The sequence below is a fragment of the Curvibacter sp. GW821-FHT09D12 genome, assembly GCF_059416245.1.
Map to the genome: position 1 here is coordinate 17,083 of NZ_JBWKOU010000026.1, position 24,305 is coordinate 41,387.

Consider the following 24,305-nt stretch of genomic DNA (forward strand, 5'->3'; position numbering starts at 1 on the left):
TCGGCCGCCCCATCCGCTCCCAGAGCGGCCATGTCCTTTTTCTCGCCCCTGCTCCGCCCCTGGCGGCTGGCTGCCGCCCTGCTGGGCGCGGCCAGCCTGCTGCCCGCCACCGCCCCGGCCCAGATTGAATTGCGCACAGGTGCCGGGGCCGGCCGGCCGGCCTTGTCCAGCCCGGCTGCCCCCCCCAGCAGTGTCAGCACCCCGCGCGTGCGGGCCGAGTTGCTGGCGCTGGCGCCCCAGGGCGTGGGCCCGGGCCAGCCGCTGTGGCTGGGCCTGCAGATCACCCACCAGCCCGAGTGGCACACCTACTGGAAGAACCCGGGGGACTCCGGCCTGCCCACCCAATTGAGCTGGCAGTTGCCCGCCGGCCTGAGTGCGGGCGAGATCGCCTGGCCTGTGCCGCACAAGATCCGCATCGGTGCCCTGGCCAACCTGGGCTACGAAGGCACGGTGTTGCTGCCGGTGCCGGTGACCGTGGCGCCGGGCTGGACGGCGGCCTCGGGCACGCTGCCGATCCGCCTCAAGGCCAGCTGGCTGGTATGCCGCCAGGAATGCATTCCCGAAGAAGCCGAGCTGGGCCTGGACCTGCCCGTGGGCAGCTCCACGGCCGCCAGCCTGCCCGCCTTTGAGGCCGCTCGGGCCGCCCAGCCCCAGGCCTTGGCGGGTGCCCCAACCAGCCACAGTGCGGCCCAGGTGTCGGCCGATGGCCTGAGCCTGCGCATTGCCGGCCTGCCTGCCGCCTGGCGCGGCCAGCCCCTGAACCTGTACCCCGAAACCCCGGAGCTGCTTGACATCGCCGCCCCCGCCGAATCGCACTGGGACGGCGACACCTGGACCACCCGCGTGCCCCTGTCGGCCCAGCGCAGCGGCCAGGCCGCCCAGATCGCCGTGGTGCTGCAGCGCGAAGGCACGGCCCTGCCGGCCTGGCGCATCGAATTGCCCGTGCACGGCGATTGGCCGGCCACACCGGTGGCGGGCAAGGCCGAGGTCTCGCCCGCGCTGAGTGCCGCGCTGGCGGCCAACCAGGCCGCGGCCCAAGCGGCGCCGGTCACCACAAGCGGCTCAGGCTCGGCCTGGCTACCAGCCCTGCTGGGCGCCTTGCTGGGGGGGCTGATCCTGAACCTGATGCCCTGCGTGTTCCCGGTGCTGGCGATCAAGTTGCTGGGCTTTTCGCGCCACAGCGGCGAGCACGGGGCCCGCCACCTGCGCCTGCAAGGCCTGGCCTACACCGGCGGCGTGGTGTTGTCCTTTCTGGCCCTGGGCGCGCTGATGCTGGCCTTGCGCGCGGGCGGAGCGCAGCTGGGTTGGGGTTTTCAATTGCAGTCGCCCGGCGTGGTGGCCTTGCTGGCGGCCCTGTTCACCCTGGTCGGGCTCAACCTGGCCGGCGTGTTCGAATTTGGCGCCTGGCTGCCCAGCGGGCTGGCCAGTGTGCAGGCCCGCCACCCGGTCATCGATGCCGGCCTGTCGGGCGTGCTGGCGGTGGCCATCGCCTCGCCCTGCACCGCGCCCTTCATGGGCGCCTCGCTGGGTTTTGCCGTCGCCTTGCCGGCCACCCAAGCGCTGGCCATCTTCGCCGCCCTGGGCCTGGGCATGGCCCTGCCCTACCTGGCCGTGGCCCTGGTGCCCGGTCTGAGCCACGGGCTGGCACGGCGCCTGCCCCGCCCCGGCCCCTGGATGGTGGTGTTCCGCCAGCTGATGGCCTTCCCCATGTTCGGCACCGTGGCCTGGCTGGTCTGGGTGCTGGGCCAGCAAAGCGGCATCGACGGCGCGGGTGCCCTGCTGGCCCTGCTGGTGGCCCTGAGCGCCACCGTCTGGGCGCTGACGTTGCGCCACCGCGCCCGGCTGGTGCTGGGTGCCGCCTTTGCCGCCTTGCTGCTGTGGCTGGGCTGGAGCCTGGGGCCCCAGGTGACCCACCTGGCTGAACCGACCCCCAGCAGCGCCCAGGCCGACGCGACCTGGGCCCCGTGGTCTGAAGCCCAGGTGCAGGCCCTGGTGGCCCAGGGCCGGCCGGTGTTCATCGACTTCACCGCGGCCTGGTGCGTGACCTGCCAGGTCAACAAGCGCAGCACCCTGTCCGACACGGCGCTGCTGGCCGACATGGCCCAGAACAAGGTGGCCCTACTGCGAGCCGACTGGACGCGGCAGGACCCGGCCATCACCACCGCCTTGCGCGCCCTGGGCCGCAGCGGCGTGCCCGTCTACGTGGCCTACCGGCCGGGCCAGCCGCCCCAGGTGCTGTCCGAGTTGCTGAGCGTGCGCGACGTGCGCCAGGCCCTCAACCTGCCGGGCTCCTGAGCGCCCCGGCCCCTTCCCTTGAACGAACCACCATGCCCGCCTTTCCACTGTATGAACCCGAAGCCCCCTCGCAGGCCGAAGTCGAAGCCCTGCCCGGACGCACCCTGCTGCAGTTCGGCACCGACTGGTGCGGCCACTGCCGCGCCGCCCAGGGTCCGGTGACCGAAGCGCTGGCTGCCCACCCGGGGTTGCGCCACCTGCTGGTGGAAGACGGCCCCGGCCGTCCGCTGGGGCGTGTCTACGGCGTCAAGCTGTGGCCCACCCTGATCCTGCTGGTCGATGGCCAGGAAAAGGCCCGGCTGGTGCGCCCGACCGAGACCGCCGCGGTGCTGCAGTTGCTGGCCACCTGATGAGGCCTGGAAGCCACCCGAGGGCTCAGGGCAAACAGGCCAATGCCCAGGGCTGACAATCTTTTTGTTACAACAAAATGAAGATTGAAGCCTGCAAATCCACCATCCTAAAATGGTGGAACTTGAATATGATCCTCGTAAAAACGAGGCCAACATCCGGCAGCGCGGCCTCTCGTTCGAACTGGTGCGACAGTTTGACTTCGAGTCTTCGCTGATCTGGCAGGACAGGCGTCAGCCCTACCCAGAAACACGCTACATCGCTCTGGGCCTGATCGGTGCGAGAACCCACGTGGTGGTGTACGCAGAGACGAGCCGAGGCATCCGGGTAATCAGTTTTCGCAAGGCCAACTTCAGAGAGCAAAGCCGCTATGAGCAAGAAGCCCGATCCTGAAATGACTGACGCCGACAATCCGGCCTGGACAGAGGCCATGTTCGAGCAGGCCATCCGTGTGGACGACCTGCCCGCCAGCCTGCGCGACAAGCTCAGGCGCAGCCCCCGCGGCCCGCAGAAGGCAGCGCGCAAGATCTCCACCACCATTCGCTTGTCGCCCGAGGTGCTGACCGCTTTCCGTGCAGCTGGAGACGGGTGGCAAACCCGCATCGATCAAGCCTTGAAAGAGTGGCTGAAGATGCACCCTCAGCGCTGAGGTTTCGCAGCGGCCTGGCTTCTGCCGCTTTCCTCCGCACTTTCTCAGCGCATCAAAATTGATCCAGGGCAAGAAACCCGGGCCTCCTGCGTTGCAGCCAGAACGCACGGTGCTGCGACAATCCAGGGATGAGCACCTCTGCCGCCCCCCATCCCGCCGCCAGCCGCTTCGCGCCGCTGCAAAACGACACTTTTCTGCGCGCCTGCTGGCGCCAGGCGACCGACCACACGCCGCTGTGGCTGATGCGCCAGGCCGGCCGCTACCTGCCTGAATACTGCGCCACCCGGGCCCGGGCCGGCAGCTTCATGGGGCTGGCCACCAACACCGACTTCGCCACCGAGGTCACGCTGCAGCCTTTGGAGCGCTACGCGCTGGACGCGGCCATCCTGTTCTCCGACATCCTGACCGTGCCCGACGCCATGGGCCTGGGCCTGTCCTTTGCCCAGGGCGAGGGCCCGCGCTTTGCCACCCCGGTGCGTGATGAGGCCGCCGTGGCGGCCCTTCAGGTGCCCGACATGGACAAGCTGCGCTACGTGTTCGATGCCGTGACCAGCATCCGCCACGCCCTGAAGGGCCGGGTGCCGCTGATCGGCTTTTCGGGCAGCCCCTGGACGCTGGCCTGCTACATGGTCGAAGGCAAGGGCAGTGATGACTACCGCCTGGTCAAGACCATGCTGTACAGCCGCCCCGACCTGATGCACCGCATGCTGGAGGTGAACGCCGACGCCGTGGCCACCTACCTGAACACCCAGATCGAGGCGGGCGCCCAGGCGGTGATGATTTTTGACAGCTGGGGCGGTGTGCTGGCCGATGGCGCGTTTCAGCAGTTCAGCCTGGCCTACACGGCCCGCGTGTTGCAGCAACTCAAGCGTGAACATGAGGGCGTGGCCATTCCACGCATCGTCTTCACCAAGGGGGGAGGCCAGTGGCTGGACGCCATGGCGGCCCTGGACTGCGAGGTACTGGGCCTGGATTGGACCGTCAACCTGGGTCAGGCCCGCGCCCGCGTTGGCGGCGCTGTCGGCGGCCCGGGCAAGGCCTTGCAGGGCAACATCGACCCCAACGTGCTGTTTGCGCCACCCCAGCAGATTGCACAAGAGGTGGCCCGCGTGCTGGACAGCTTCGGCACCCCGCACCTGGACCCGCTGACCACCGGCCCCACCCACATCTTCAACTTGGGTCACGGCATCAGCCAATACACTCCGCCCGAGCACGTGAGCGCCTTGGTCGAGGCCGTGCACACCCACTCCAGGCGCCAGCGCGGGCTCTGAGGCCATCACAGGCCGTCGAAGGCCGCCAGAAGCCCTCACAGGCCGCCCTGCCCCCAAACGCCCGATGCGGGCGTTTTTTTTCGCCTTCTCACGCCACGCTGGAGCCCGCACCGGCAGGCTCGTCAAGCCTCTTATGCACAAATCATCTGATGCACCGCAACCCTTGAGCACCCTGACGATCTCGCCACAACAAATTTGCAAGTCATTGATTCATATAGGTTTTGTGTTCTGCCAATTTTGCAGGCAACCTAAGCAAAGCCTTGTGGCACAAGGGTTTTGACGGTTCACGAGTGGGATATCAACAAAGTTATCCACAGGATCTGTGAATTTTTGTTAAATCGCTATCCCGACAAGGACTTACTCTATTTTTCTCAAGCGGTGCCTGAGAACGCGGTGCGATCGCCGTGCGAACACCCAGGCGGCGCCCTGCGTTTTCTGCCAGCGCAAGGCCATCAGCCTCAACCAGGGACCGAAAACGCGAAGACCGTCAAGCACTTATGCACAAAATTTCTGATGCATCGCAACACGGGCAGTCCTGGACAGAATTTCTTATAAAAAGAATAAGACATTGATTTATATGGATTTTTTTCTCTGCCGATTTTGTGGGCAACGTAAGCAAACCCTTGTTTGGCAAGGGTTTGCAGCCCATGCGCGCTGGATATCAACAAAGTTATCCACAGCTTCTGTGAACACCTGAAAAACCCCTTTTGGCATCAAGCACTTAGCGCGGTTTTCTCGGGGCAGGATGAACTGAACGGCAGGCAATGACCGATAGTCGGAAAGTCACCGGGCCGCGTCCACACCGCCAACCCTTCTGCCATGGCCGCTTGGGGCATTGCACGATCCGGAACTTGTGCACAGCAGCAAGCCCCCAGCTTGTTTGGGCGGTGGGACATGCATTCGCCGCCCCCGGCTTTTCCTGCATTGACAACCCATTGATTTCATTGAGGTTTTTAAATTGCCAAATAAACAGGCAAGTTGTTGAAAGCCTTGTGGGACAAGGCTTTGGCACGGCTGGCGACAGGCTATCCCCAAAGTTATCCACAGAAAACCGGCGCTGATGTGAAAAATTCAAACAAATCAAGCACTTGCGGAAAAGTGATGAAGCCGGGGCGGGTGCGGACAAGTCTGTGGACAGTTGGCTTGGCCTTGGGGACAAGTCTCTTCGGCACGGCAGGGCGTTCGCTGAGCGAAGTTATGCACAAAACTGGGGCACGCCCTGGCCCATGGAAAGCCCCCCTCAGGAATGCCACCAAAAATCGGCTAAGTCCTTGTCCTTGTTCAAATTGTCTTCAGCCATGAGACCCCGGTCCAGCGACTCAATGAGCGGCGCAGGCCACACCCAGCGGCCTTGCGCGGCCATCTGTCAACAAACTTATCCACAGATCGCTGCGGTCCCGGAAGCGATGACTCGGGTCCGCCCCCCGGCGCGCTGACGCACAATCCAGCCCCATGACCCACCGGATTGCCGTCGTGGTCCAGACGCCGGCCCACAGCGGCCTCTCGGGGCCCCTCACCTACCTGAGTCCGGAGCCCGTGGCTCCGGGGACCCTGGTGCGCGTGCCCCTGGGCAAGCGCGAAACCCTGGGTGTGGTCTGGCCGGTGGCCGAAGCCGAATTGGACAGCGCAGGCGTGGCCGAGCGTCAGATCGCAGGCGTGCTGGGAGGCGTGCCACCGCTGGGCCAGGCCTGGATGCGGCTGGTGAGTTTTTCGGCCCGGTACTACCAGCGCTCGCTCGGCGAAGTGGCGCTGGCGGCCCTGCCGCCCCAGTTGCGTGAACTGGGCCCCGAGCAGTTGGCGCGGCGGCTCAAGCGCCAGCCGCAGGCCGACGACAGTGCCGACAACCAAGCCAGCGCGGCGGCGCTGCCCGAACTGACCGCAGAACAGCGGGTTGTGACCCAGGCCATTGAAGAGGGCAGCGGCCCTTTCTTGCTGTTTGGCGCCACCGGCAGCGGCAAGACCGAGGTGTACCTGCGCAGTGTGCAGGCCCTGCTGGAGCGCGACCCCACGGCTCAGGCCCTGGTGATGGTGCCCGAGATCAACCTGACCCCGCAACTGGAGGAGCGCTTCCAGGCCCGCTTTGCGCCATGCTGGGGCCCACAAGCGGTGGTCTCGATGCACAGCGGCATGACCAACCCGCAGCGCCTGAAAAGCTGGCTGGCGGCGCACGGGGGCGTGGCGCGCATCGTGCTGGGGACGCGCATGGCCATCTTCGCCTCGCTGCCGGGCCTGCGCCTGATCATCGTGGACGAAGAGCACGACCCCAGCTACAAGCAGCAGGAGGGGGCCCGTTACTCGGCACGTGACCTGGCGGTGTACCGAGCCCAACAGGAGGGCGCCAAGGTGCTGCTGGGATCGGCCACCCCCTCGCTGGAGAGCTGGCACCACAGCCGCCCTGCCGCGGAAGGCGGGCGCTACCAGCGCCTGCTGATGCCCACGCGCGTGGGCGCCGCGGCCGCTGCCGGTCTGCCCCGGGTGCGACGGGTGGACATGAACCGCCAACCCCGTGGCAGCGTGTTCTCGGCACCGCTGAGTGCCGCCTTGCGCGAGCGAGTGGCCCGTGGCGAGCAGGTGATGATCTTCCTGAACCGGCGCGGTTATTCGCCGGTGCTGCACTGCCGCGACTGCGGCTGGAAAAGCGAGTGCCCGCACTGCAGCGCATTCCGGGTCTTTCACAAGATCGATCGCACACTGCGCTGCCACCACTGCGGCTTCACCCAGCCCGTCCCCCGCGCCTGCCCCGAATGCGGCAATCTGGACATCTCGCCGCTGGGCCGGGGCACCGAACAACTCGAAGAGCAACTCGCTGAATTGTTCGAAGGCACGCTGCGGCCCGATGGCCAGCCGGTGCGCATCGCCCGCATCGACGCCGACAGCACCCGGGCCAAGGGCGCCCTGGAGTCGCAACTGGCCCAGGTGCACACCGGCGAAGTCGATGTGCTGGTGGGTACCCAGATGATTGCCAAGGGGCATGACTTCCGCCGCGTCACCCTGGTGGCGGCCATCAACCCCGACGGGGCCTTGTTCTCCAGCGACTTCCGGGCGCCCGAGCGCCTGTTTGCCCTGCTGATGCAGGCTGGCGGCCGGGCCGGCCGCGACGCCGCCTTCGTGAGTGCGCAAAACAGCGAAGGCGAGATGTGGGTGCAAACCTTCCACCCCGACCACCCGCTGTTCGAGGCCCTGAAACGGCACGACTACCCGGCCTTTGCCGCGCAACAGTTGCGCGAGCGTGAACAGGCGGGCATGCCGCCCTTCTCGTTCCAGGCCCTGGTGCGCGCCGAGGCCCGCAGCCAGGACGTGGCCCAGGCGTTTCTGAATGCGGCCAGTGCCGCAGGCGAGGCCCTGCCCGGGGCCGAGCAGGTGTTCCGCTTTCCGGCCGTGCCCATGACGGTGCAGCGCGTGGCCAACATCGAGCGTGCCCAGATGCTCATCGAGTCGGATTCGCGCGCCGCGCTGCAGCGCTTTCTGGCCGCCTGGCAAGGCGTGCTGCACGCCACCCGGGCCCAGCCCGAGCACAAAGGCCTGATCCGCTGGGCCATCGATGTCGACCCACTGATGATCTGAACCTCCTGCGCCCGAAGCTGCGCCACTCACGCGATCGGCCTGGTTACAAAGCTCTCAAAGCGAAAAATCGAGGTCTTGAGGCCGCCCCCGGGCCCGACACTGCGCAGGCTCTGCGAGGCCCAAGGACAGGCCCCGGGTCTTGACGCAGGGCGAGCAACGATGAACAGGGAGTTCACTCATGACACGCAGTTTCTGGCCCAGCGCCACACTGGTCGCCGCCTTGACCCTCACCGGCAGCCTGGCACACGCATTCGATCTCGGGAGCGCCGTCAGCGCGGCCGGCAAGGGCCTCAAGGCCGCCACCCTGAGCGATGCCGAGGTTGCCGATGTGGCGCGGCAGGTCAGCGCAGCCGAGGACAAGCGCAACAAGGTCGCCGCGGCCGGCTCAACACAGGCGGCGCGCCTGGACCGGCTGGCCGCCGGTCTGAAGAACGAAGACGGGCTGAAGCTCAACTTCAAGGTCTACCTCAACCCCGAGGTGAATGCATTTGCCATGGCCGATGGCACCGTTCGGGTCTACAGCGGCCTGATGGAGAAGATGAACGACAACGAACTCCGCTTCGTCATCGGCCACGAAATCGCCCACGTGAAATTAGGCCACAGCAAAAAAGCCTTGCAGGCCGCCTATGCGGCCTCTGCCGCGCGGGATGCGGTCGCCGCGTCGGGCAATGCCGCGGTGGCGGTGCTCAGCCAGTCAGCGCTGGGGGATCTGGCGGAAAAACTGATCCACGCCCAGTTCTCGCAAAGCCAGGAAAGCGATGCCGATGCGTACGCCGTGCGCTTCATGCAAAAGCGCCAATACGACACCCAGGCCGCCAGCAGCGCCCTGCGCAAACTGCAAGACCTGGGCGGCGGCGAGAACAGCATGTTCTCAAGCCACCCCGCTCCGGGCGAACGGGCCAAGCAGGTTGAATCACAGCTGAAAGGCTGAGCAGCGCCGGTTCGCGCTCAGCGCAGCCAGGCCACGGCAGCCGGAAAGCTGACAAAGGCCACCACGGTCGACACCAGGATGATGCGTGCCACACGCCCTGTGTCGGCGCCAAAGCGCTCGGTGAGCATGGACACATTGCTGGCGCTCGGCAGGGCGGCCAGCAACACCACCACGGTCAGGGCAAAAGGGTCGAGCGGCAGGCCAGCGGCCATCGCGGCATGGCCGGCACCCCACACCAGCAAGGGATGCAACACCAGCTTGTACAGCGCGATACGCGGTACATCGCCCCAGCCCCGTTGGGTCGCGGCCTGACGCGAGGGCAGCATCTGCGAACGGGCCAGCACCGCCCCCATGGTGAACAAGGCCACGGGCGAGGCGGCATCGGCCAGCAGCGAAACGGTCTTCTGCAGCGGCGCCGGCAGGCTGAAGCCCAGCACCGACGCCAGCCCCCCCAGCAGGATGGACCAGGGCATGGGATTGGCCACCACCCCACGCAAGGCATTGCGCAGGGCCTGCGCCACCCCATGCTGGCCGGCACCATCCAGGCGTGACAAGGCGATGCACAGCGACGAGGTGAAGACCATGTCGGCCACCAGCGTGACGATGGTGGGCCCCACCACCTGGGCCCCCAGCAGGGCCACCAGCAAGGGCACGCCCATGAAGCCGGTGTTGGGAAACGCCGCCACCAGGGCGCCGAAAGCGGTGTCGTTCCATCCCAGCCGGGTGGCCACCGGGCCGCGGCGGGTGCTGAGCACGGTCAAGCCCACCAGCGCCAGCGAGCACAGCAGGTAGACGGCGAACAGGGTGGCGTCCAGCATCTGGGCGATCGGGGTGCTGGCCCCGAAGCGGTACAGCATGCAGGGCAGGGCAAAGAACAGCACAAAGCCGTTCAAGCCACCAATGGCCTCCAGAGGCAACATCCGCCGACGCGCGGCCAAGTAGCCGCAAAGAACCAGGGCAAAGAAGGGAAAGGTGACTTGCAGAATCGAGAGCACGGCCAAACACTTTCAGCCGGCAGCCCGGCACAGGGTGCCGGGCGGACCCTCTGCCACGGCAAGCGGCCTATTCTGCCGGCTTTGCTGCCAGGTTTGCAGAGGCGCTCAAGGCTTCAGAGCCAGGGCCTGGGCTTCTGCAGCGCAGTCGCGCGTCAGGGGCGGCGCGGCTTGGCGCAGGGCCGCCACTTCGGCCGCCGCACGCTTCCACTGGGCCTGGTAGACCGGATCGGCCTGCAGGCGCGCCACCGCCGAGGCCGCCACGACACGGCCGTTTTCCACATCGCTTTGCCAATGCGCGCCGCAGATCACGCGGCTTTGCCCGAAGGCATAGCCCCGCGCCAGCAGCGCATCGGTGCGCTCGGGCATCAGGCTGGTGAGCACCAAGGCCCAGGCCCATCCGATGGCCGTGTGGCCCGAGGGGTAAGACCCGTCGCCCCGCAGCGCGGGCTCATCGTCGGGGGTGCAGGTGCCGGTGTTGTTGACCACAAAGGGGCGCTGGCGCTGGTAGAACACCTTGGCCTTGTAGGTGCTCAGCCCTGCGTCGACATAGCTGCGCCGCATCAGCGTGGTCAGGTGGGGGGTGAGCTGGGGATCGAACTCGAAGCCCGTGGTGCAGGCAAAGGCATTGGCCGAGGCCGGAAAGCTCAGGTTGGCATCCTGGCGCGCCAGCACGCCGCGGGGCCCCTGGGCCAAGGCTCGGGTGCTTTCAAATGCGGCCTGATCGGCCTGGGCCGCCGCGGAGCCCGGCGCGGGCGGCGCCGGCAGCAGGGCCAGGCTGTCGGGGTACTGGTCGGCCGCCAGGTACCCGCGCATGACGCCGGAGCCAGGCCGGGTTTCGCCGACCTCGGTCAAGGTGGTGGGTGGCTCGGACGGATCCTGGGCAGAGCCAGCGTGGCTACCGCCACAGCCGGACAGCAGGCCCGCGAGCGGCACGGCCAGGGCCGCGCCCAGGATCAGCGGGCTCAGACGTGACCCGCGGGTTGAGCAGGCCTTGAAGGGAATAAGGTGGCGGGACAGCAAAAACATGGACGTTGTCTCCTGATCGGAAGCGATGTGAACGAAGCCGGCCCTGTCAGGCAGGTGCCGGCTTCCGGGCCAGCCAGCGCGCCGGCGCCAGCCGGGGCCCCACCAGCGTGCGCTGGCCGGTGCCGGTATCATTGCGGGCCCCGCTGGCCTCCCCGCCGCTCATCAGCCTGTCACAGGCGCCTTCCATCTCCCCATGTCTGCCGGTCTGAATTTCGCCCAACTTGAAGCCGTGAACTACCTGCAAGGCCCCTGCCTGGTGTTGGCGGGTGCTGGCTCGGGCAAGACGCGGGTGATCACGATGAAGGTCGCACGGCTGATCGAGGCAGGCATGCCCCCGAAGCGCATTGCCGCCATCACCTTCACCAACAAGGCCGCTGCCGAAATGCGCGAGCGAGCCAAGAGCCTGATTGGACGCAACGCCAAAGACCTGGTGATCTGCACCTTCCACGCCCTGGGTGTGCGCCTGATGCGCGAAGACGGCCAGGCGCTGGGGCTGAAACCGCAGTTCAGCATCCTGGACGCCGACGACGTGACCGGCATCCTGAAAGACTGTGGCGGCAGCCCCGACATGGCCACGGCACGCCAGTGGCAATGGACCATCAGCGCCTGGAAGAACCAGGGCATGAACTCGGCCGATGCCATGGCCCAGGCCGAGAACGACCACGAGCGGGTGATCGCCGAGATCATGGCGCGTTACGAGGAACGCCTGACGGCCTACCAGAGCGTCGACTTTGACGACCTGATCGGCATGCCACTGAAGCTGTTGCGCGACTTCCCCGAGGTGCGGGAGAAATGGCAGAACACCCTGGGCCACGTGCTGGTGGACGAGTACCAGGACACCAACGCCACCCAGTACGAGGTGCTCAAGGCCCTGGTGGGTGAGCGAGCCCGCTTCACTGCGGTGGGCGACGACGATCAGTCGATCTATGGCTGGCGCGGCGCCACACTGGACAACCTGCGCAAGCTGCCGATCGATTTTCCGCAGCTGAAGGTGATCAAGCTGGAGCAGAACTACCGCTCCACCTCGGCCATCCTGCGCGCGGCCAACAACGTGATCCAGCCCAACCCCAAGCTGTTCCCGAAAACCCTGTTCTCGGAACTGGGCGAGGGCGAGCCGGTGCGCGTGGTGGACGCCGACAACGAAGAGCACGAGGCCGAGCGGGCCGTGGCCCGCATCCAGAGCCTGCGCGCCACTTCGCAATGGAAGAACCTGAAGGATTTTGCGATCCTGTACCGCGCCAACCACCAGGCCCGCATGTTCGAACAGGCGCTGCGCCGCGCGCAGATCCCGTACAAGGTGTCGGGCGGGCAGAGCTTTTTCGACCGGGCCGAAATCAAGGACCTTTGCGCCTGGTTCAGGCTGTGGATCAACAACGACGACAACCCCGCGTTCCTGCGCTCCATCACCACGCCCAAGCGTGGCATCGGCCACACCACCCTGGCGCAACTGGGGGTGTACGCCGACCAGTACAAGCTGAGCCTGTTCGAGTCGCTGTTCAGCTCCTCGCTGCAAAACGTGCTGCCGGCACGGGCATCGGCCGGGCTGCAGGAGTTCGGCCGCTACGTGAATGACCTGGAATACCGGGCCAAGCAAACCCTGGGCGCAGAAGATGCGCGCGCCTTTCTCAATGAGTTCCTCAAAGAGATCGGCTACGAGCAGCATCTGTATGACAACGAAGACAGCGAGAAGGCAGCCGCCACCCGTTGGACCAACGTGATGGAGTTCTGCGACTGGATGGCCGGACGCTGTGGCGGCCAGATCGATGACACCGCGGGCGTGACCACCAGCACCGAGAAGAAGAACCTGCTCGAGGTGGCGCAGACGATCGCCCTGCTGTCCACCATCAGCGACCGAGAACAGGAGCAGGACGTGGTCACGCTGTCCACCCTGCATGCCTCCAAAGGCCTGGAGTGGCCTCATGTGATGCTGGTGGGCGTGAACGAGAACATCCTGCCCTTCAAGATGGACCAGGAGCCCGGCAGCGCGGAGAGTGGCGAAAGCCTGGCGCTGCGCCTGCAGGAAGAACGACGCCTGATGTACGTGGGCATCACCCGCGCCCAACGCACGCTGGCCGTGAGCTGGACACGCCGGCGCAAAAAAGGCCGCGAGATGGTCGCGGCCCTGCCCAGCCGCTTCATTGCCGAAATGGCCCTGGACCAGAAGACCGTGAAGGAAGACCCGCGCGAGAAGCTCAAGGCCTTGCGCGCCGAATTTGCCAAGCGGGCGGCGGCCGGGGCCGCCCCCAACTGACCCGCGCCGACGGCCCCCGACATACGGGGCCCGATGCGCTAGAGATTGCCATGCTTCGACCCTCTCGTCCCTTGAAGAACGCCCTGGTGCTGGCAGCCCTGACGGCCAGCCTGCAGGCGCTGGCGGCCGACTCCGCAGAGCCCCCCCAAGCCAAGGCCGCCGCGCCCCTGGTGCCTCAGGCCACACCCTGCCCCCAACCCGACGAATTGCAGGCCTCGGACCTGTACGGTCTGTGGCGGGCCGAGTTCGAACCCCAGGCCACCCCGGCCACCGTGCTGCTGGAGCGCCACCCCGATCTGGCGGGCAGCGTGCGGGGCTTGCTGCAGCGCGAAGGCGTGCGGGCCTGGGTCAGCGGCGACGTGGACAATGGCGACTTCACGCTCGAAGAATCCGCCAACGGGCGCAACATCTCGGCCACCTGGCTCGGTGAAGTCAGCCCTGAAAGCTGCGGACGGGAAATCAAAGGCACATGGACCTCCGAAACACAGACTCAGAAACCGCTGCACTTTGTGCTCCGCAAGGTCGCCCGATGAGGTGGCCCACGCCCCTCCTTCTCGTCTTGCGCCGGGCCGCGGCCTCGGTGCCTGCGCTGCTGATGATGGGCCTGGCCGGCCCATTTCAGGCTCAGGCGCAGGTCGAGCCTGCCCCCCCGGGCGGCAGCCCCGCCACCGGCTGGCAGGCCTGCAAAGCATTGGCGCACGACCCGGCCGCCCGTCTGGCCTGCTTTGACGATTGGGCTGCCCAGCGTACGGCCCCGGCCCCCAGCCTGGCGGCCAAGCCAAGCGACAGCAGCACAGGCGCGGCCGCGGTGTCGCGCGAGCTGACGGTGTCACCCGGCGCACTGGCCAGCCAGCAGCCCAGCACCCGACCGGTCGACACCACCCTGCCGGCCACACGCATCATCACCGTGGGCAGCGACGCCGGCTGCCACGACCCGCAGTACTCGGAGCTGTCGCGCTTCTGGGAGCTGGAGGCGGGCAGCGACTGCGGCACCTTCGGCCTCCGGGGCTACCGCCCGATCAGCCTGTCGGTGATCGCCTCGGACAGCGTCAACACCCAGCCCAGTTCCCCCAGCGAGGGCCACACCCAGACCACGGCCATCGATTACCGGCGCACCGAGACCCGGCTTCAATTGTCGGTGCGCACCAAGATCGCGCAGGGCCTGTTGACACAGGGCCACCCCACCCTGAAAGACTCGCTGTGGTTTGGCTACACCCAGCAGTCGTACTGGCAGTTGTTCAGCCCCGAGATCTCGCGCCCCTTCCGCACCACGGACCACGAGCCCGAGCTGGTGTATGTGTACCCGAGCACCCTGGCCTTGCCCGGCGGCTGGCGCCTGCGCTACAACGGGCTGGGGCTGGTGCACCAGTCCAATGGCCAGAGCCTGCCGCTGTCGCGCAGCTGGAACCGCTATTACTGGATGGCGGGCGCCGAGCTGGACTCGCGCTGGCGCCTGCAGGGCCGGCTGTGGCGGCGCATCTCGGAGAGTGCGGCGAATGACGACAACCCCGGCATCAGCAACTACATCGGGCGCGGCGAGCTGTCGCTGGCCTGGAACAAGGACCTGGACAACACCTTGATTGCCACGGCACGGCATTCGCTGGGCTCGCAGGCGCGGGGCTCGGTGCGGCTGGAATGGCTCAAGGCCCTGGGCAACGGCCCGGCCACCGGCGGGCACAGCGGGCTGCGCCTGCACACCCAGTTGTTCAGCGGCTACGGGGACAGCCTGGTCGAATACAACCGCCGTCGGGTGGTGTTCAGCGTGGGCCTGAGCCTGGTCGACTTCTGAGCCAGATCAAGGCGTGGTGATCGTCAGCCCCGGGAAGGGCTGGCTGGTGTACGCTTGCGCGCCAACCAGCAGCGGCCCGAGGCACCCCGTGTTTTACGGGGGGTTTTACCGGCCTTTTCCAGCCATCAAACCGAAGCGCGCACACCACAATCAGATCAAGAGGACACACCGATGGATCTGCAATACCAACTCAAAGCCGGCAGCTACTATCTGTACGACATGAAGGAGCCGCCCAGCCCGTACACGGGTGAACGGCGTTTTCGCCTGAAGACGGACACCGTGGCCATCGCTTTTGACCGCAGCACCGGCGAACTGCACCAGCACGGCAGCCCGACCCGCATCCAGTCGTGGGCCACCGGTGCACGGCGGCGGCTGCGGGCAGCAGGCGCCATCGACATTGCCAACGACATCGTGGTGGTGTCGGGCCCTCTGCCTGTCGAGGAAATCAACAAGTGCATCGGGATCCAGGGCTACTGCCGGCGCCTGTTCCATCGCCTGCATGCCCTGCCCCACGGCAAGTTTCCCAAGGCCACGCCGCCCCGCCAAGGCCCGTTCAGCCAGCCGCAGTCGGCCTACGGCAAGTCGTCGACGGGCAACCGCAACACCCACTGACAACCCCGGCCTCCCCTCGGGCTGCCCCCCCCTGAAGGCGGGCCCCTGGTGCCGACGCACCGAGGTCAGCACAGGGCCTAGCATGCATCTTGCTATGGCTTTGGCATGCCCAACACCCTTCTTCCCTACATGGCACTGCCGGGCCGCCAGGCCAGCGGCACTGAAGCCCCTTGGGGCCGGCGGATGGCCCGGCACGCGGGGGAGCACCCATGATCCTGGACTTCTCCATCGTGCTGGCGCAGTGGCCGCTGCTGCTCAAGGGCCTGGCGCTGACCTGCCTGCTGACCTTGCTGACCGCGCCCCTGGGCGTGGCCCTGGGGGTGCTGTGCGCCTGGCTTCGCGCGCACGGCCCGGCCTGGCTGCGGGCCGGGGTGGCGACCTATGTGGAACTGGTGCGCAACACGCCCTTCATCATCCAGCTGTTCTTTTTGTTTTTCGGCTTGCCCTCGCTGGGCCTGCGCCTGTCGCCCGAGGTGGCCAGCGCGCTGGCCATGGTGCTGAACCTGGGCGCCTACGCCAGCGAGATCGCGCGCGCCGGCATTGAGGCCACGCCCCAGGGGCAGATCGAAGCAGCCCTGAGTCTGGCCATGAACCGCTGGCAGATTTTCACGCGGGTGGTGCTGCCACCCGCCCTGGCCCGCGTCTGGCCCGCGCTGGTGAGCCAGATGATCATCGTGATGCTGGGTTCGTCGGTGTGCGGGCAGATCTCGACCGAGGAGTTCTCTTTCGCCGCCAACCTGATCGCCAGCCGCACCTTCCGCAACTTCGAGGCCTACATCCTGGTCACCGGGGCCTACCTGGCCCTGGCGGTGGCCCTGCGCCACCTGCTGAACTGGTTCGGGCCGCGTTTCATCTTTGGCCGCTGAGGAGTCGCTGCGATGGTTGAGTTTTCTCTGTGGGACATCGCCCGGCACCTGCTGCTGGCCCTGCGCTGGACAGCCGGCCTGTCGCTGATTGCCTTTGTCGGCGGCGGAGCGGTCGGATTGGCCCTGCTGGTGGCTCGCACCGCCCGTTGGCCCGGGGCGCAGCGCGGCGTGGCGCTGTATGTGCAGCTGTTCCAGGGCACGCCGCTGCTGATGCAGCTGTTTCTGACCTATTTCGGCCTGGCCATGCTGGGTGTGGAGACCACGCCGCTGACGGCGGCCTCGCTGTGCCTGACCCTGTACGCCAGTGCCTACCTGACCGAGATCTGGCGCGGCTGTGTGGAATCCATCCCGCGCGGCCAGTGGGAAGCCTCCGCCAGCTTGGCGATGAGTTTTGGCGAGCAGTTGCGCCATGTGATCCTGCCGCAGGCCGCACGCCTGGCCATCGCACCCACCGTTGGCTTTCTGGTGCAGGTGATCAAAGGCACAGCCCTGGCCTCGGTGATCGGCTTTGTGGAGGTGACCAAGGCCGGCCAGATGATTGCCAATGCCACCTACCAACCGTTTCTGGTCTACAGCTGCGTGGGCCTGATGTATTTTGCGCTGTGCTTTCCGCTGTCATGGTGGAGCCGGCGCATCGAGCGCGCCCTGCGCCCCAAGCGCTGAAGCCCTCTCCACACTCACGCTTCACGCTCTTGCCGCCCCACCGGATCCCCGCCATGAATCTGCCAGAGACCGCCACCAACTCCACCCTGCCCCTGATCGACATCCGTGGGCTGCGCAAACGCTACGGCGACAACGAGGTGCTCAAAGGCATCGACCTGCAGATCCATCGCCGCGAGGTGGTGTGCATCATCGGCAAAAGCGGTTCGGGCAAAAGCACCCTGCTGCGCTGCATCAACGGCCTGGAGGTGTTTCAGGAGGGCGCTCTGACAGTGCACGGCCAGCCCTTGCAGCCCGACAACGCCCAGGCCATGCGTGAGCTGCGTCAGAACGTGGGCATGATCTTCCAGAGCTTCAACCTGTTCCCCCACCTGAGCGCCGGGCGCAATGTGATGCTGGCCCCCACCCTGGTCAAGGGCCTGCCGCAGGCCGAGGCGCACCGACGCGCCGAGCTGTTGCTGGAGCGCGTGGGCCTGGGCAACAAGTTCGACAGCCTGCCGGAGCAACTGTCCGGCGGTCAGCAGCAGCGAGTGGCCATTGCCCGCGCGCTGGCCATGGACCCCGAGGTGTTGCTGTGCGATGAGGTGACCTCTGCCCTGGACCCCGAACTGGTGGGCGAGGTGCTGCAGGTGGTGGAAAGCCTGGCGGAGCAGGGCATGACCCTGGTGATGGTCACGCACGAGATGAACTTTGCCCGCAAGGTGAGCGACCGCATCATCTTCATGCACCAGGGCAAGGTGCATGAGGAGGGCCCGCCCGAAGCCTTGTTCAGCCAGCCGGCAACCCCCGAGCTGCGCCAGTTCCTGTCGGCCATGGGCTGATCCGCCTCAGGCGCCCTCCCCTGGGTCTGTCACGACCGTCCGACACGTGACACTTGCCAACCGTCGACAACCGTGTCACAAACACGGACAGCATTGAAACTTTTTGATACGAGAGCGCGCGCCCCCCTTTCCGCGCTCTCCTTGGCGGGTGCCGTCACCTTCTGACCCCACCCGTGTTCTGTCCGTGGCCGTGTTCATTTCGCGATCGGAGTTGTCAATGAAGTTGTCCGACCTGAGGATTGGCGCCAAACTGGGCGCCGCATTCGCCGCCATCGTCGTGATGACGATGACTCTGGGCATTTTTGCCTGGAGCCAGTTGGGCGCCATCAACAACAACGTGGTCGATCTGGCCAGCAACTGGCTGCCCTCGATACGGGTGCTGGGCGAGATACAGGACACCCTCGGCCAGATCCGACGGGCCGAAGGCCAGCATGTGATTGCCACCGCAGCCGAAGAAAAGAAGGCCCAGGAAGAAAGGATGCGCAAGCTGGTCCAGACCCTGGGCGAACAGGAAAAGCGCTACGAGGCCATGTTGACGCCCCCAGAAAGGCCGATTTACGCCGAGTACCAGCAACACCGCCAAGGCTACCTGGTCAGCTCCGAAAAGCTGGCGGCCTTGTCCGGCCAGGGTGAGGACAAGCTGGCCGACACGCGGGTCTATTTCAATGGCGAAGCCCGCAGCACCATGCAGGCCACCTTCGCCGACGTGCAAAAGCTCGCCGACATCAATCTGAAGGGCGCGGATGACTCGTTCCGCCGATCGCAAGATCGCTACACGCAGACCCTGGTGTGGGTGGCGGTGGCCGTGGCGCTGTCGCTGGTGCTGGCGGTGATGTTGGGGCTGCTGCTGACCCGGGCCATCGTGCGGCCCCTGGCCCAGGCGGTGAGCGTGGCCGAGCACCTGGCCGCCGGCGACCTGACGGTGGCGGTTGATGTGTCTGGCCAAGACGAAACCGGCGTGCTGCTCAAAGCCATGGCCCACATGCGCGACCAGTTCAGCCTGATCGTGCAGCGGGTGCGCAGCAATGCCGAGGGGGTGTCCAGCGCCAGCGCAGAAATTGCCATGGGGAATCAGGATCTGTCCAACCGAACCGAGCAGCAGGCCAGCGCCCTCGAACAAACGGCGGCTTCGATGGAAGAGTTGAACGCCACCGTGAAGCACAACGCCGACAATGCGCGCGGTGCCAATCAGCTGGCCCAGAGCGCCTCCCACGTGGCCAGTCAGGGTGGGCAGGTGGTGTCGGAGGTGGTCGACACCATGCGTGGCATCAATGACAGCTCGCGCCGCATTTCCGACATCATCAGCGTGATCGACGGGATCGCCTTCCAGACCAACATCCTGGCCCTGAATGCCGCGGTGGAGGCCGCTCGGGCCGGTGAGCAGGGACGGGGCTTTGCCGTGGTGGCCAGTGAAGTACGCAGCCTGGCCGGCCGCTCGGCCGAAGCAGCCAAGGAGATCAAGGCGCTGATTTCAGACAGCGTGGAGCGGGTGGGCCATGGCAGCACCCTGGTCGACAAAGCCGGCGCCACCATGGCCGACGTGGTGAGCTCGATCCGCCGGGTGACCGACATCGTGGGCGAGATCAGCGCCGCCAGTACCGAGCAGAGCTCGGGCGTGGCTCAGGTGGGCGAAGCCATCACCCACATGGACCAGGCCACTCAACAGAACGCAGCCATGGTGGAAGAGATGTCGGCCGCCGCCAATGCCTTGCGCACCCAGGCCGCCGAACTGGTGGAGGCCGTGGCGCAGTTCAAGATCACCAACGACCTGACACGTGCCAAGACAGCCCCCCAACCCCAGGCAACCCCCACCAGCCCCCGACCAGTCAGCCGGGGCCCGGCCATGGCCAAGCTGAGTCAGCCCAAAGTGCCTGCCCCGGCGTCGGCTCCGTCACCTGCGCTCAGCCACAGCAAAGGGAACGACGACTGGGAGAGTTTTTGAACCCCTCCCACGGAGGCCTGAGGCCCTGAGGCGCTGAATTTCAGGCGCTGTGCGCTGGCGCCACAGCAGGCCACAGCAGGCCGGTCAATTGCTGGGGCACTTCGTTGTCAAAGCTCATCAGCGCCTCGGGCGGCTGCGCCGCTGCCGCTGCCTGCAAGACCGCTGCCACCCGGGCCGTCTGCGGCTCGCTCGGCGGCGCCTGCAAGCGCAACGCCAGTACTGCCAAGGTTTCACCCAGCAGCCGCTCGGAACCCAGAATGCTCCAGGCATAGTCAATCTCATAGCGCTCAACCGCTTGGCTCAGGCTCTCGCCATCCAGCCGGGCTTCCGCCGCGAAATCATTCAGGGTGCGGGTGCTGAGCATGCCCTGCAGTGCCTGGGCGTGGTCCTGGATGGAAAGGGTATCGACGACGACCATGAGGTGTCCTTTTGGAGGCGCGACGGCTGGCAATCCCACCAGCCAGGCCGACAGGCCCGACTGAGATGCCACAACAGCCAACGGGGCTGAAGACGGCACAGGGCCGACGCAGAAAAACAAAAAGCCATCCGGCAGGATGGCTGCATGGGTGAGGATCAAAACGAAAAAAGCCCTAAGCGTTTGAGTGCTTAGGGCTTTTTTGATGTCTTGGTGGCTGGGACTCTACCGAAAGAATCCCTGAAAGCCGCATAAACACTCATTTCTTGAGGTTGCAGGTCACTGGAGTTGCCCCCAATGTTGCCCCCAGCCTGAAAAGAGCCCAGGCCGGCACCATACCACGCGGACCTGATCACCCCATTTCGTACCCGGACCTGACGCCTTAGTTACTCAGGGCTCCTGAGGCGCTTGGTGCACCCACGTCAAGCGCTCACCGCCCGGCCGACGGCAAGGTGTAAAACGGCCAAACACACCCGGCACTCGGATTTCCACAGTCGTCCATACACGACCATAGAGGCATGTACTCATCCACCGACGTCCAGCCCGCCGACACCAGCGCCGCCCAACCGCTGAGCCTGACCAGCCCCACGGCCGCGCCGGCCACTCAGCCCGGCGCATAGCGCTCAGGCCCAAACCCCAACCCCAACCGCCCACTTTGCGGAGCCTGTTCGAGGCTCTGCGGGACGAACTCAGCCCAAAACATCCCGACCCCAGCCAAACCGCCCTCACCCGCTGCTCACCATGACTCCAAAGCCCAACCTCCAGCCCCTGTCCAGCAAACCACACTCAAAGACCCGCGCCGCAAACTTGGTGTGCCAGTTGTCCGTCAAACACCCACCAATTCCAACCAAACCCTCCAACCGGCCACCCGATCAAATGTCGCCAGCCTCATCCAATGACGCCAATCTGCCCGACCTTTGGTTGTGTACGGCCCGTACACAACCAGCACTCGCCAATCCACAGCCGTCCGTACATGACCATAGAGGCATGCACTCATCCACCGACATCCAGATTGCCAACGACACCGCAGTAGACCAACCGCTGCGCCAATACCGCGACCGCCTGCTGCGCCTGGCGGACGTCAAACACATGACCGGCCTCGGCCGCAGCAGCATCTATGCAGCCATCCAAGCAGGCACCTTCCCCGCTGCCGTCAACCTGACCGCCCACGCGGTGGCCTGGCGCGAATCGGAGATTGACGCCTGGATCGCCCAGCGCCCAGCCGCTGCAACGCCAATTCCTGCCCCATCGCCAGCCTCCAAGCCCAAGGCACCCCGAGGCCGCCCCAGCCTGGTGCCCAAGGTCCGCGCATCCAAGATCAGCGCACCGAAGGCCAGCGCAGCCCAACACGCCGCCGCTTGAGAAGGGAGACCCGCCCATGCTTTTCATCTGCCCTCACTGCCGAAGCAAAGCCACTGTGCGCAACAGCCGCCAGATGACGGTCACTCTGCGCGAGCTATTCCTGATTTGCTCGAACGTCCAATGCGGGCACACCTTCATGGCCGGCGCCGAAGTGCTGCGCACCATCTCGCCTTCTGCCACCCCTGACCCCAGCGTGCGCCTGCCGCTTGGCAAGAACATCAACCGCCGCGCCATCGTGGAGCAGATGAACACCCTGCCCGAGGCCGCAGACACCCCGGAGCCCGAGCCCCTGCCACCGCAGCGCTCCAGCCTTCCGCCCCCCCCTGTCACGGCGCCCAGCGCATAGCGCTCAGGCCCTAGCCCCCCAAGCCCGATTTCCCACTGAGCGGAGCCCGTTTTGAGGCCCTGCGGGACGAACTTTGCCCAAAACAACCCGATTTCACCCGAACGCCCTTCAACATGACCCCGAAGCCCTGTTTCCTGCCCCTGGCCAGCGCCCTGCACTTGCGGACCTGCGCCCCGAATTTGGCGCGCCGATTCGCCGTCAAACACCCACCATATCCAACCAAACCCACCACGGCGCGGGCAGTGGACAGCACTCGCTTTGAGCAGGCGCGACAAATTTTGGTGCGTCGATTCGCCTTCACAAACCCTCCAATTCCCACCAAACCCACCACAACCGGGCCGCTGAGCCGAGCCCCAGTTGAGCAAGCCGGGCAATTCTTGGCGCGTCGATTCGCTGCCAGCAACCCACCAAATCCAACCAAACCCACCACGGTGCCGGCAGCGGGCAGCGCGCGCTTTCAGCAGGCCCGGCAATTTTTGGTGCGCCGATTCGCCTTCGCAAACCCTCCAATTCCCACAAAACCCACCAACGCGGCCGGCCACTTCGCGCAGCCCTTCGCATTTGCGGACGCCATCAAAAACCAACCTAAACCCACCAGCGCTAGCTATACTGGCGCGGTCACGTCAAAAAAAGGCGTGATCGGGATTGGTCTCCCGTGTAACCCGCTGCGTCGCAAGCCGCAGCCTCTACCGCAGAGCACCTGCGGCTTGTTCGTTCGTGCCTCCATTTTTTGGCGGCTCGGGCAGGGAGCCGCAAGGCTCGCCGGTTCGCGCAAGCGGGTTCCCGGTAGACCAACCTGTTCGAGCCGCCGCCCTCGATTGGTCTCGGGTGCGTCGGTTTTTGCAAACCGAACCTGCTGTGAGGCCCTCAATGGCTAACTCCGCTCGTGCGTACACGCACGCCCCTACCCCTGGCATCGACTCCGACGACCAGGCACACCACACCCCCAACGTCGCCGCTCTGCCCCACCGGCAGGCCCGCGCCGCCTCATCCTGGGCCCTCGAAGTCTCCGACGACGTGGCCAACCTGCACGACGTTTTGCAGGCCTATGTGGGCCTTGAGAAACTGCTGAGCCCGGCCAAGACCAGCGACTGCAAAGACGTGGCCCCGCAGCGCCACGAACTGGGCGCCCTGGTGCGCCTGGTCAACGAAGCTCTGGCCCAGCGCCTCGAAGCCACGGAGGCCACCGTCTCCAGCCTGCGCGAATCCCTCGCAACCCAAGGGAGGGCAGCATGAAGGCCTATCTCATCCGCGTGGTGGACCAGGGCGGCAAGCTGCACCGCTACACCCAGTTAGCCAGCTCCAGCGCCTCGGCCGGCACCCTGGCCTTTGATCGCTTTGGCCAGTTGCGCGCCTTGAGCGTGCTCAGCATCCAGAACCTGAGCCGCCAGGCTGCAAGGGGGCACGCATGACCGCCTACCCTGTGCGCCTGCCTGCCCTGCAACTGCAGGCCGAGCGCCGCCATGCCTACGAACAAAACCGCGAGCGCATCGCCCAGCTCTGGGCCGAGTCGCACCCCATCCGCACGGGTGATGCGGCCCACCGCTTCCTGCAATGCCAGGGCCTGAACGCCCGCGCAGTGCCCGACACGCTGCGGCTTCACTCGGCCTTGGACTACTGGCACTTTGACGGTGCGGGCAAGCCCCTGGCCTGCGGTGCGCACCCGGCTTTGCTGGCGGCCCTGCAGGTGGAGTTCGCGCCCTTTCATATGACCCAGCTCCACACGGTGGCCCTGCTGCGCGTGTACCTCGATGCCCAGGGCAATCCGGCCCCGGTGCCCAGCTTCATGAAGCTCACGGGCGTGGATGGCCAGGTGCAAGGCGCCTCCATTCGCCTGTGCCCACCGCAGCACAAGGGCAAAGAGCTGCGCCTGGGCGTGGCCGTCGGGTTGCGCGCAGCCCTGCAGGCCAGCCGCGCCACACGCCTGCCGTTCTGGGCGGTGCTGAGCACCGAGGCTCTGGCCTCGTTCCGATGGCCCCGGGGACTCACGACCCTGCATGCGTTCGTCGACGACGTGGACGCCCGGCCAGTGACGGAGCTGCTGCGCAAGGCCTCGGCCTGTGGAGTGGAAGCAGTCGCCCACGCAGTGGAGCCACCGAGCGACACCCCCGACGACTCGCCCAGCGAGCCCGCACAAGACACCCGCGCACCGCGCTAACAAC

General features: G+C 66.3%; 23 protein-coding genes. 20 read left to right on the forward strand and 3 right to left on the reverse strand.

Annotated features, from left to right (window positions below; genetic code table 11):
- Nucleotides 1-30: 30 nt before the first annotated feature.
- The 7 genes from AC07PT_RS26105 (at nucleotide 31) to AC07PT_RS26135 (ending at nucleotide 9,058) form a co-directional block, all read left to right on the forward strand.
- A complete protein-coding gene (locus tag AC07PT_RS26105) occupies nucleotides 31-2,295 on the forward strand; it encodes a protein-disulfide reductase DsbD family protein (protein ID WP_494658649.1) in 2,265 nt (754 codons plus the stop codon).
- Nucleotides 2,296-2,327: 32 nt separating this feature from the next.
- Complete coding sequence (locus AC07PT_RS26110) at nucleotides 2,328-2,645, forward strand: thioredoxin family protein (RefSeq protein ID WP_492350381.1); 318 nt, start codon at nucleotides 2,328-2,330, stop codon at nucleotides 2,643-2,645.
- Nucleotides 2,646-2,757: 112 nt separating this feature from the next.
- Nucleotides 2,758-3,036, forward strand: a complete 279-nt coding sequence (locus AC07PT_RS26115; protein ID WP_492350380.1) for a BrnT family toxin — start codon at nucleotides 2,758-2,760, stop codon at nucleotides 3,034-3,036.
- A 1-nt stretch (nucleotide 3,037) separates the two neighbouring features.
- Nucleotides 3,038-3,292: a BrnA antitoxin family protein gene (locus AC07PT_RS26120; RefSeq protein WP_492363006.1), complete on the forward strand. Its 255-nt coding sequence runs from the start codon at nucleotides 3,038-3,040 to the stop codon at nucleotides 3,290-3,292.
- A 128-nt stretch (nucleotides 3,293-3,420) separates the two neighbouring features.
- Nucleotides 3,421-4,563 (forward strand): uroporphyrinogen decarboxylase, encoded by a 1,143-nt coding sequence (hemE, locus tag AC07PT_RS26125; RefSeq protein WP_494658650.1) that lies wholly within the window; start codon nucleotides 3,421-3,423, stop codon nucleotides 4,561-4,563.
- Between the two features lie 1,452 nt (nucleotides 4,564-6,015).
- Nucleotides 6,016-8,127: a replication restart helicase PriA gene (priA, locus tag AC07PT_RS26130; protein ID WP_492350377.1), complete on the forward strand. Its 2,112-nt coding sequence runs from the start codon at nucleotides 6,016-6,018 to the stop codon at nucleotides 8,125-8,127.
- A 178-nt stretch (nucleotides 8,128-8,305) separates the two neighbouring features.
- Nucleotides 8,306-9,058, forward strand: a complete 753-nt coding sequence (locus AC07PT_RS26135; protein WP_492350376.1) for a M48 family metalloprotease — start codon at nucleotides 8,306-8,308, stop codon at nucleotides 9,056-9,058.
- Nucleotides 9,059-9,075: 17 nt separating this feature from the next.
- Here the strand turns inward: AC07PT_RS26135 and AC07PT_RS26140 are convergent, their stop codons facing one another.
- Both AC07PT_RS26140 and AC07PT_RS26145 read right to left on the reverse strand, forming a co-directional pair.
- A complete protein-coding gene (locus tag AC07PT_RS26140; protein ID WP_492350375.1) occupies nucleotides 9,076-10,053 on the reverse strand; it encodes an AEC family transporter in 978 nt (325 codons plus the stop codon).
- Nucleotides 10,054-10,158: 105 nt separating this feature from the next.
- Nucleotides 10,159-11,079, reverse strand: coding sequence for an acid phosphatase (locus tag AC07PT_RS26145; RefSeq protein WP_494658651.1), 921 nt, complete (start codon nucleotides 11,077-11,079; stop codon nucleotides 10,159-10,161).
- A gap of 193 nt (nucleotides 11,080-11,272) precedes the next feature.
- Here AC07PT_RS26145 and AC07PT_RS26150 point away from each other — a divergent pair, with 193 nt between their 5' ends.
- The 8 genes from AC07PT_RS26150 (at nucleotide 11,273) to AC07PT_RS26185 (ending at nucleotide 20,020) form a co-directional block, all read left to right on the forward strand.
- Nucleotides 11,273-13,330, forward strand: coding sequence for an ATP-dependent helicase (locus tag AC07PT_RS26150; RefSeq protein ID WP_492350373.1), 2,058 nt, complete (start codon nucleotides 11,273-11,275; stop codon nucleotides 13,328-13,330).
- Between the two features lie 50 nt (nucleotides 13,331-13,380).
- Nucleotides 13,381-13,863, forward strand: a complete 483-nt coding sequence (locus tag AC07PT_RS26155; RefSeq protein ID WP_494658652.1) for a hypothetical protein — start codon at nucleotides 13,381-13,383, stop codon at nucleotides 13,861-13,863.
- Nucleotides 13,860-15,119 (forward strand): phospholipase A, encoded by a 1,260-nt coding sequence (locus tag AC07PT_RS26160; protein WP_494658653.1) that lies wholly within the window; start codon nucleotides 13,860-13,862, stop codon nucleotides 15,117-15,119. Before AC07PT_RS26155 ends, AC07PT_RS26160 begins: the two co-directional genes overlap by 4 nt.
- A gap of 171 nt (nucleotides 15,120-15,290) precedes the next feature.
- A complete protein-coding gene (locus AC07PT_RS26165) occupies nucleotides 15,291-15,731 on the forward strand; it encodes a hypothetical protein (RefSeq protein ID WP_492350370.1) in 441 nt (146 codons plus the stop codon).
- 209 nt (nucleotides 15,732-15,940) lie between these two features.
- A complete protein-coding gene (locus AC07PT_RS26170; protein ID WP_492350369.1) occupies nucleotides 15,941-16,597 on the forward strand; it encodes an amino acid ABC transporter permease in 657 nt (218 codons plus the stop codon).
- Nucleotides 16,598-16,609: 12 nt separating this feature from the next.
- Nucleotides 16,610-17,260 carry an amino acid ABC transporter permease gene (locus AC07PT_RS26175; RefSeq protein WP_492350368.1) on the forward strand — a complete coding sequence of 217 codons (651 nt, stop codon included), beginning with the start codon at nucleotides 16,610-16,612 and terminating at the stop codon, nucleotides 17,258-17,260.
- 53 nt (nucleotides 17,261-17,313) lie between these two features.
- Nucleotides 17,314-18,078, forward strand: coding sequence for an amino acid ABC transporter ATP-binding protein (locus AC07PT_RS26180; RefSeq protein WP_494658654.1), 765 nt, complete (start codon nucleotides 17,314-17,316; stop codon nucleotides 18,076-18,078).
- A 217-nt stretch (nucleotides 18,079-18,295) separates the two neighbouring features.
- Nucleotides 18,296-20,020 carry a methyl-accepting chemotaxis protein gene (locus AC07PT_RS26185; protein ID WP_494658655.1) on the forward strand — a complete coding sequence of 575 codons (1,725 nt, stop codon included), beginning with the start codon at nucleotides 18,296-18,298 and terminating at the stop codon, nucleotides 20,018-20,020.
- 40 nt (nucleotides 20,021-20,060) lie between these two features.
- On the opposite strand, the gene AC07PT_RS26190 is transcribed toward AC07PT_RS26185, so the two are convergent.
- Nucleotides 20,061-20,438, reverse strand: coding sequence for a hypothetical protein (locus AC07PT_RS26190; RefSeq protein ID WP_492350365.1), 378 nt, complete (start codon nucleotides 20,436-20,438; stop codon nucleotides 20,061-20,063).
- A gap of 984 nt (nucleotides 20,439-21,422) precedes the next feature.
- On the opposite strand from AC07PT_RS26190, the gene AC07PT_RS26195 reads away from it, so the two are divergent.
- From AC07PT_RS26195 to AC07PT_RS26215, 5 genes are all read left to right on the forward strand, one after another.
- Nucleotides 21,423-21,797 (forward strand): helix-turn-helix transcriptional regulator, encoded by a 375-nt coding sequence (locus AC07PT_RS26195; protein WP_494658656.1) that lies wholly within the window; start codon nucleotides 21,423-21,425, stop codon nucleotides 21,795-21,797.
- Nucleotides 21,798-21,813: 16 nt separating this feature from the next.
- On the forward strand, nucleotides 21,814-22,143 hold the full coding sequence (locus AC07PT_RS26200; protein ID WP_494658657.1) for an Ogr/Delta-like zinc finger protein: 330 nt from the start codon (nucleotides 21,814-21,816) through the stop codon (nucleotides 22,141-22,143).
- Between the two features lie 870 nt (nucleotides 22,144-23,013).
- Nucleotides 23,014-23,379 (forward strand): hypothetical protein, encoded by a 366-nt coding sequence (locus AC07PT_RS26205; RefSeq protein WP_492350362.1) that lies wholly within the window; start codon nucleotides 23,014-23,016, stop codon nucleotides 23,377-23,379.
- A complete protein-coding gene (locus tag AC07PT_RS26210; RefSeq protein ID WP_494658658.1) occupies nucleotides 23,376-23,555 on the forward strand; it encodes a hypothetical protein in 180 nt (59 codons plus the stop codon). Before AC07PT_RS26205 ends, AC07PT_RS26210 begins: the two co-directional genes overlap by 4 nt.
- The gene (locus AC07PT_RS26215; RefSeq protein ID WP_494658659.1) at nucleotides 23,552-24,301 is read left to right on the forward strand and encodes a DUF7146 domain-containing protein; all 750 of its coding nucleotides are present in this window, start codon (nucleotides 23,552-23,554) and stop codon (nucleotides 24,299-24,301) included. The genes AC07PT_RS26210 and AC07PT_RS26215 overlap by 4 nt, the downstream gene beginning before the upstream one ends.
- Nucleotides 24,302-24,305: the final 4 nt, after the last annotated feature.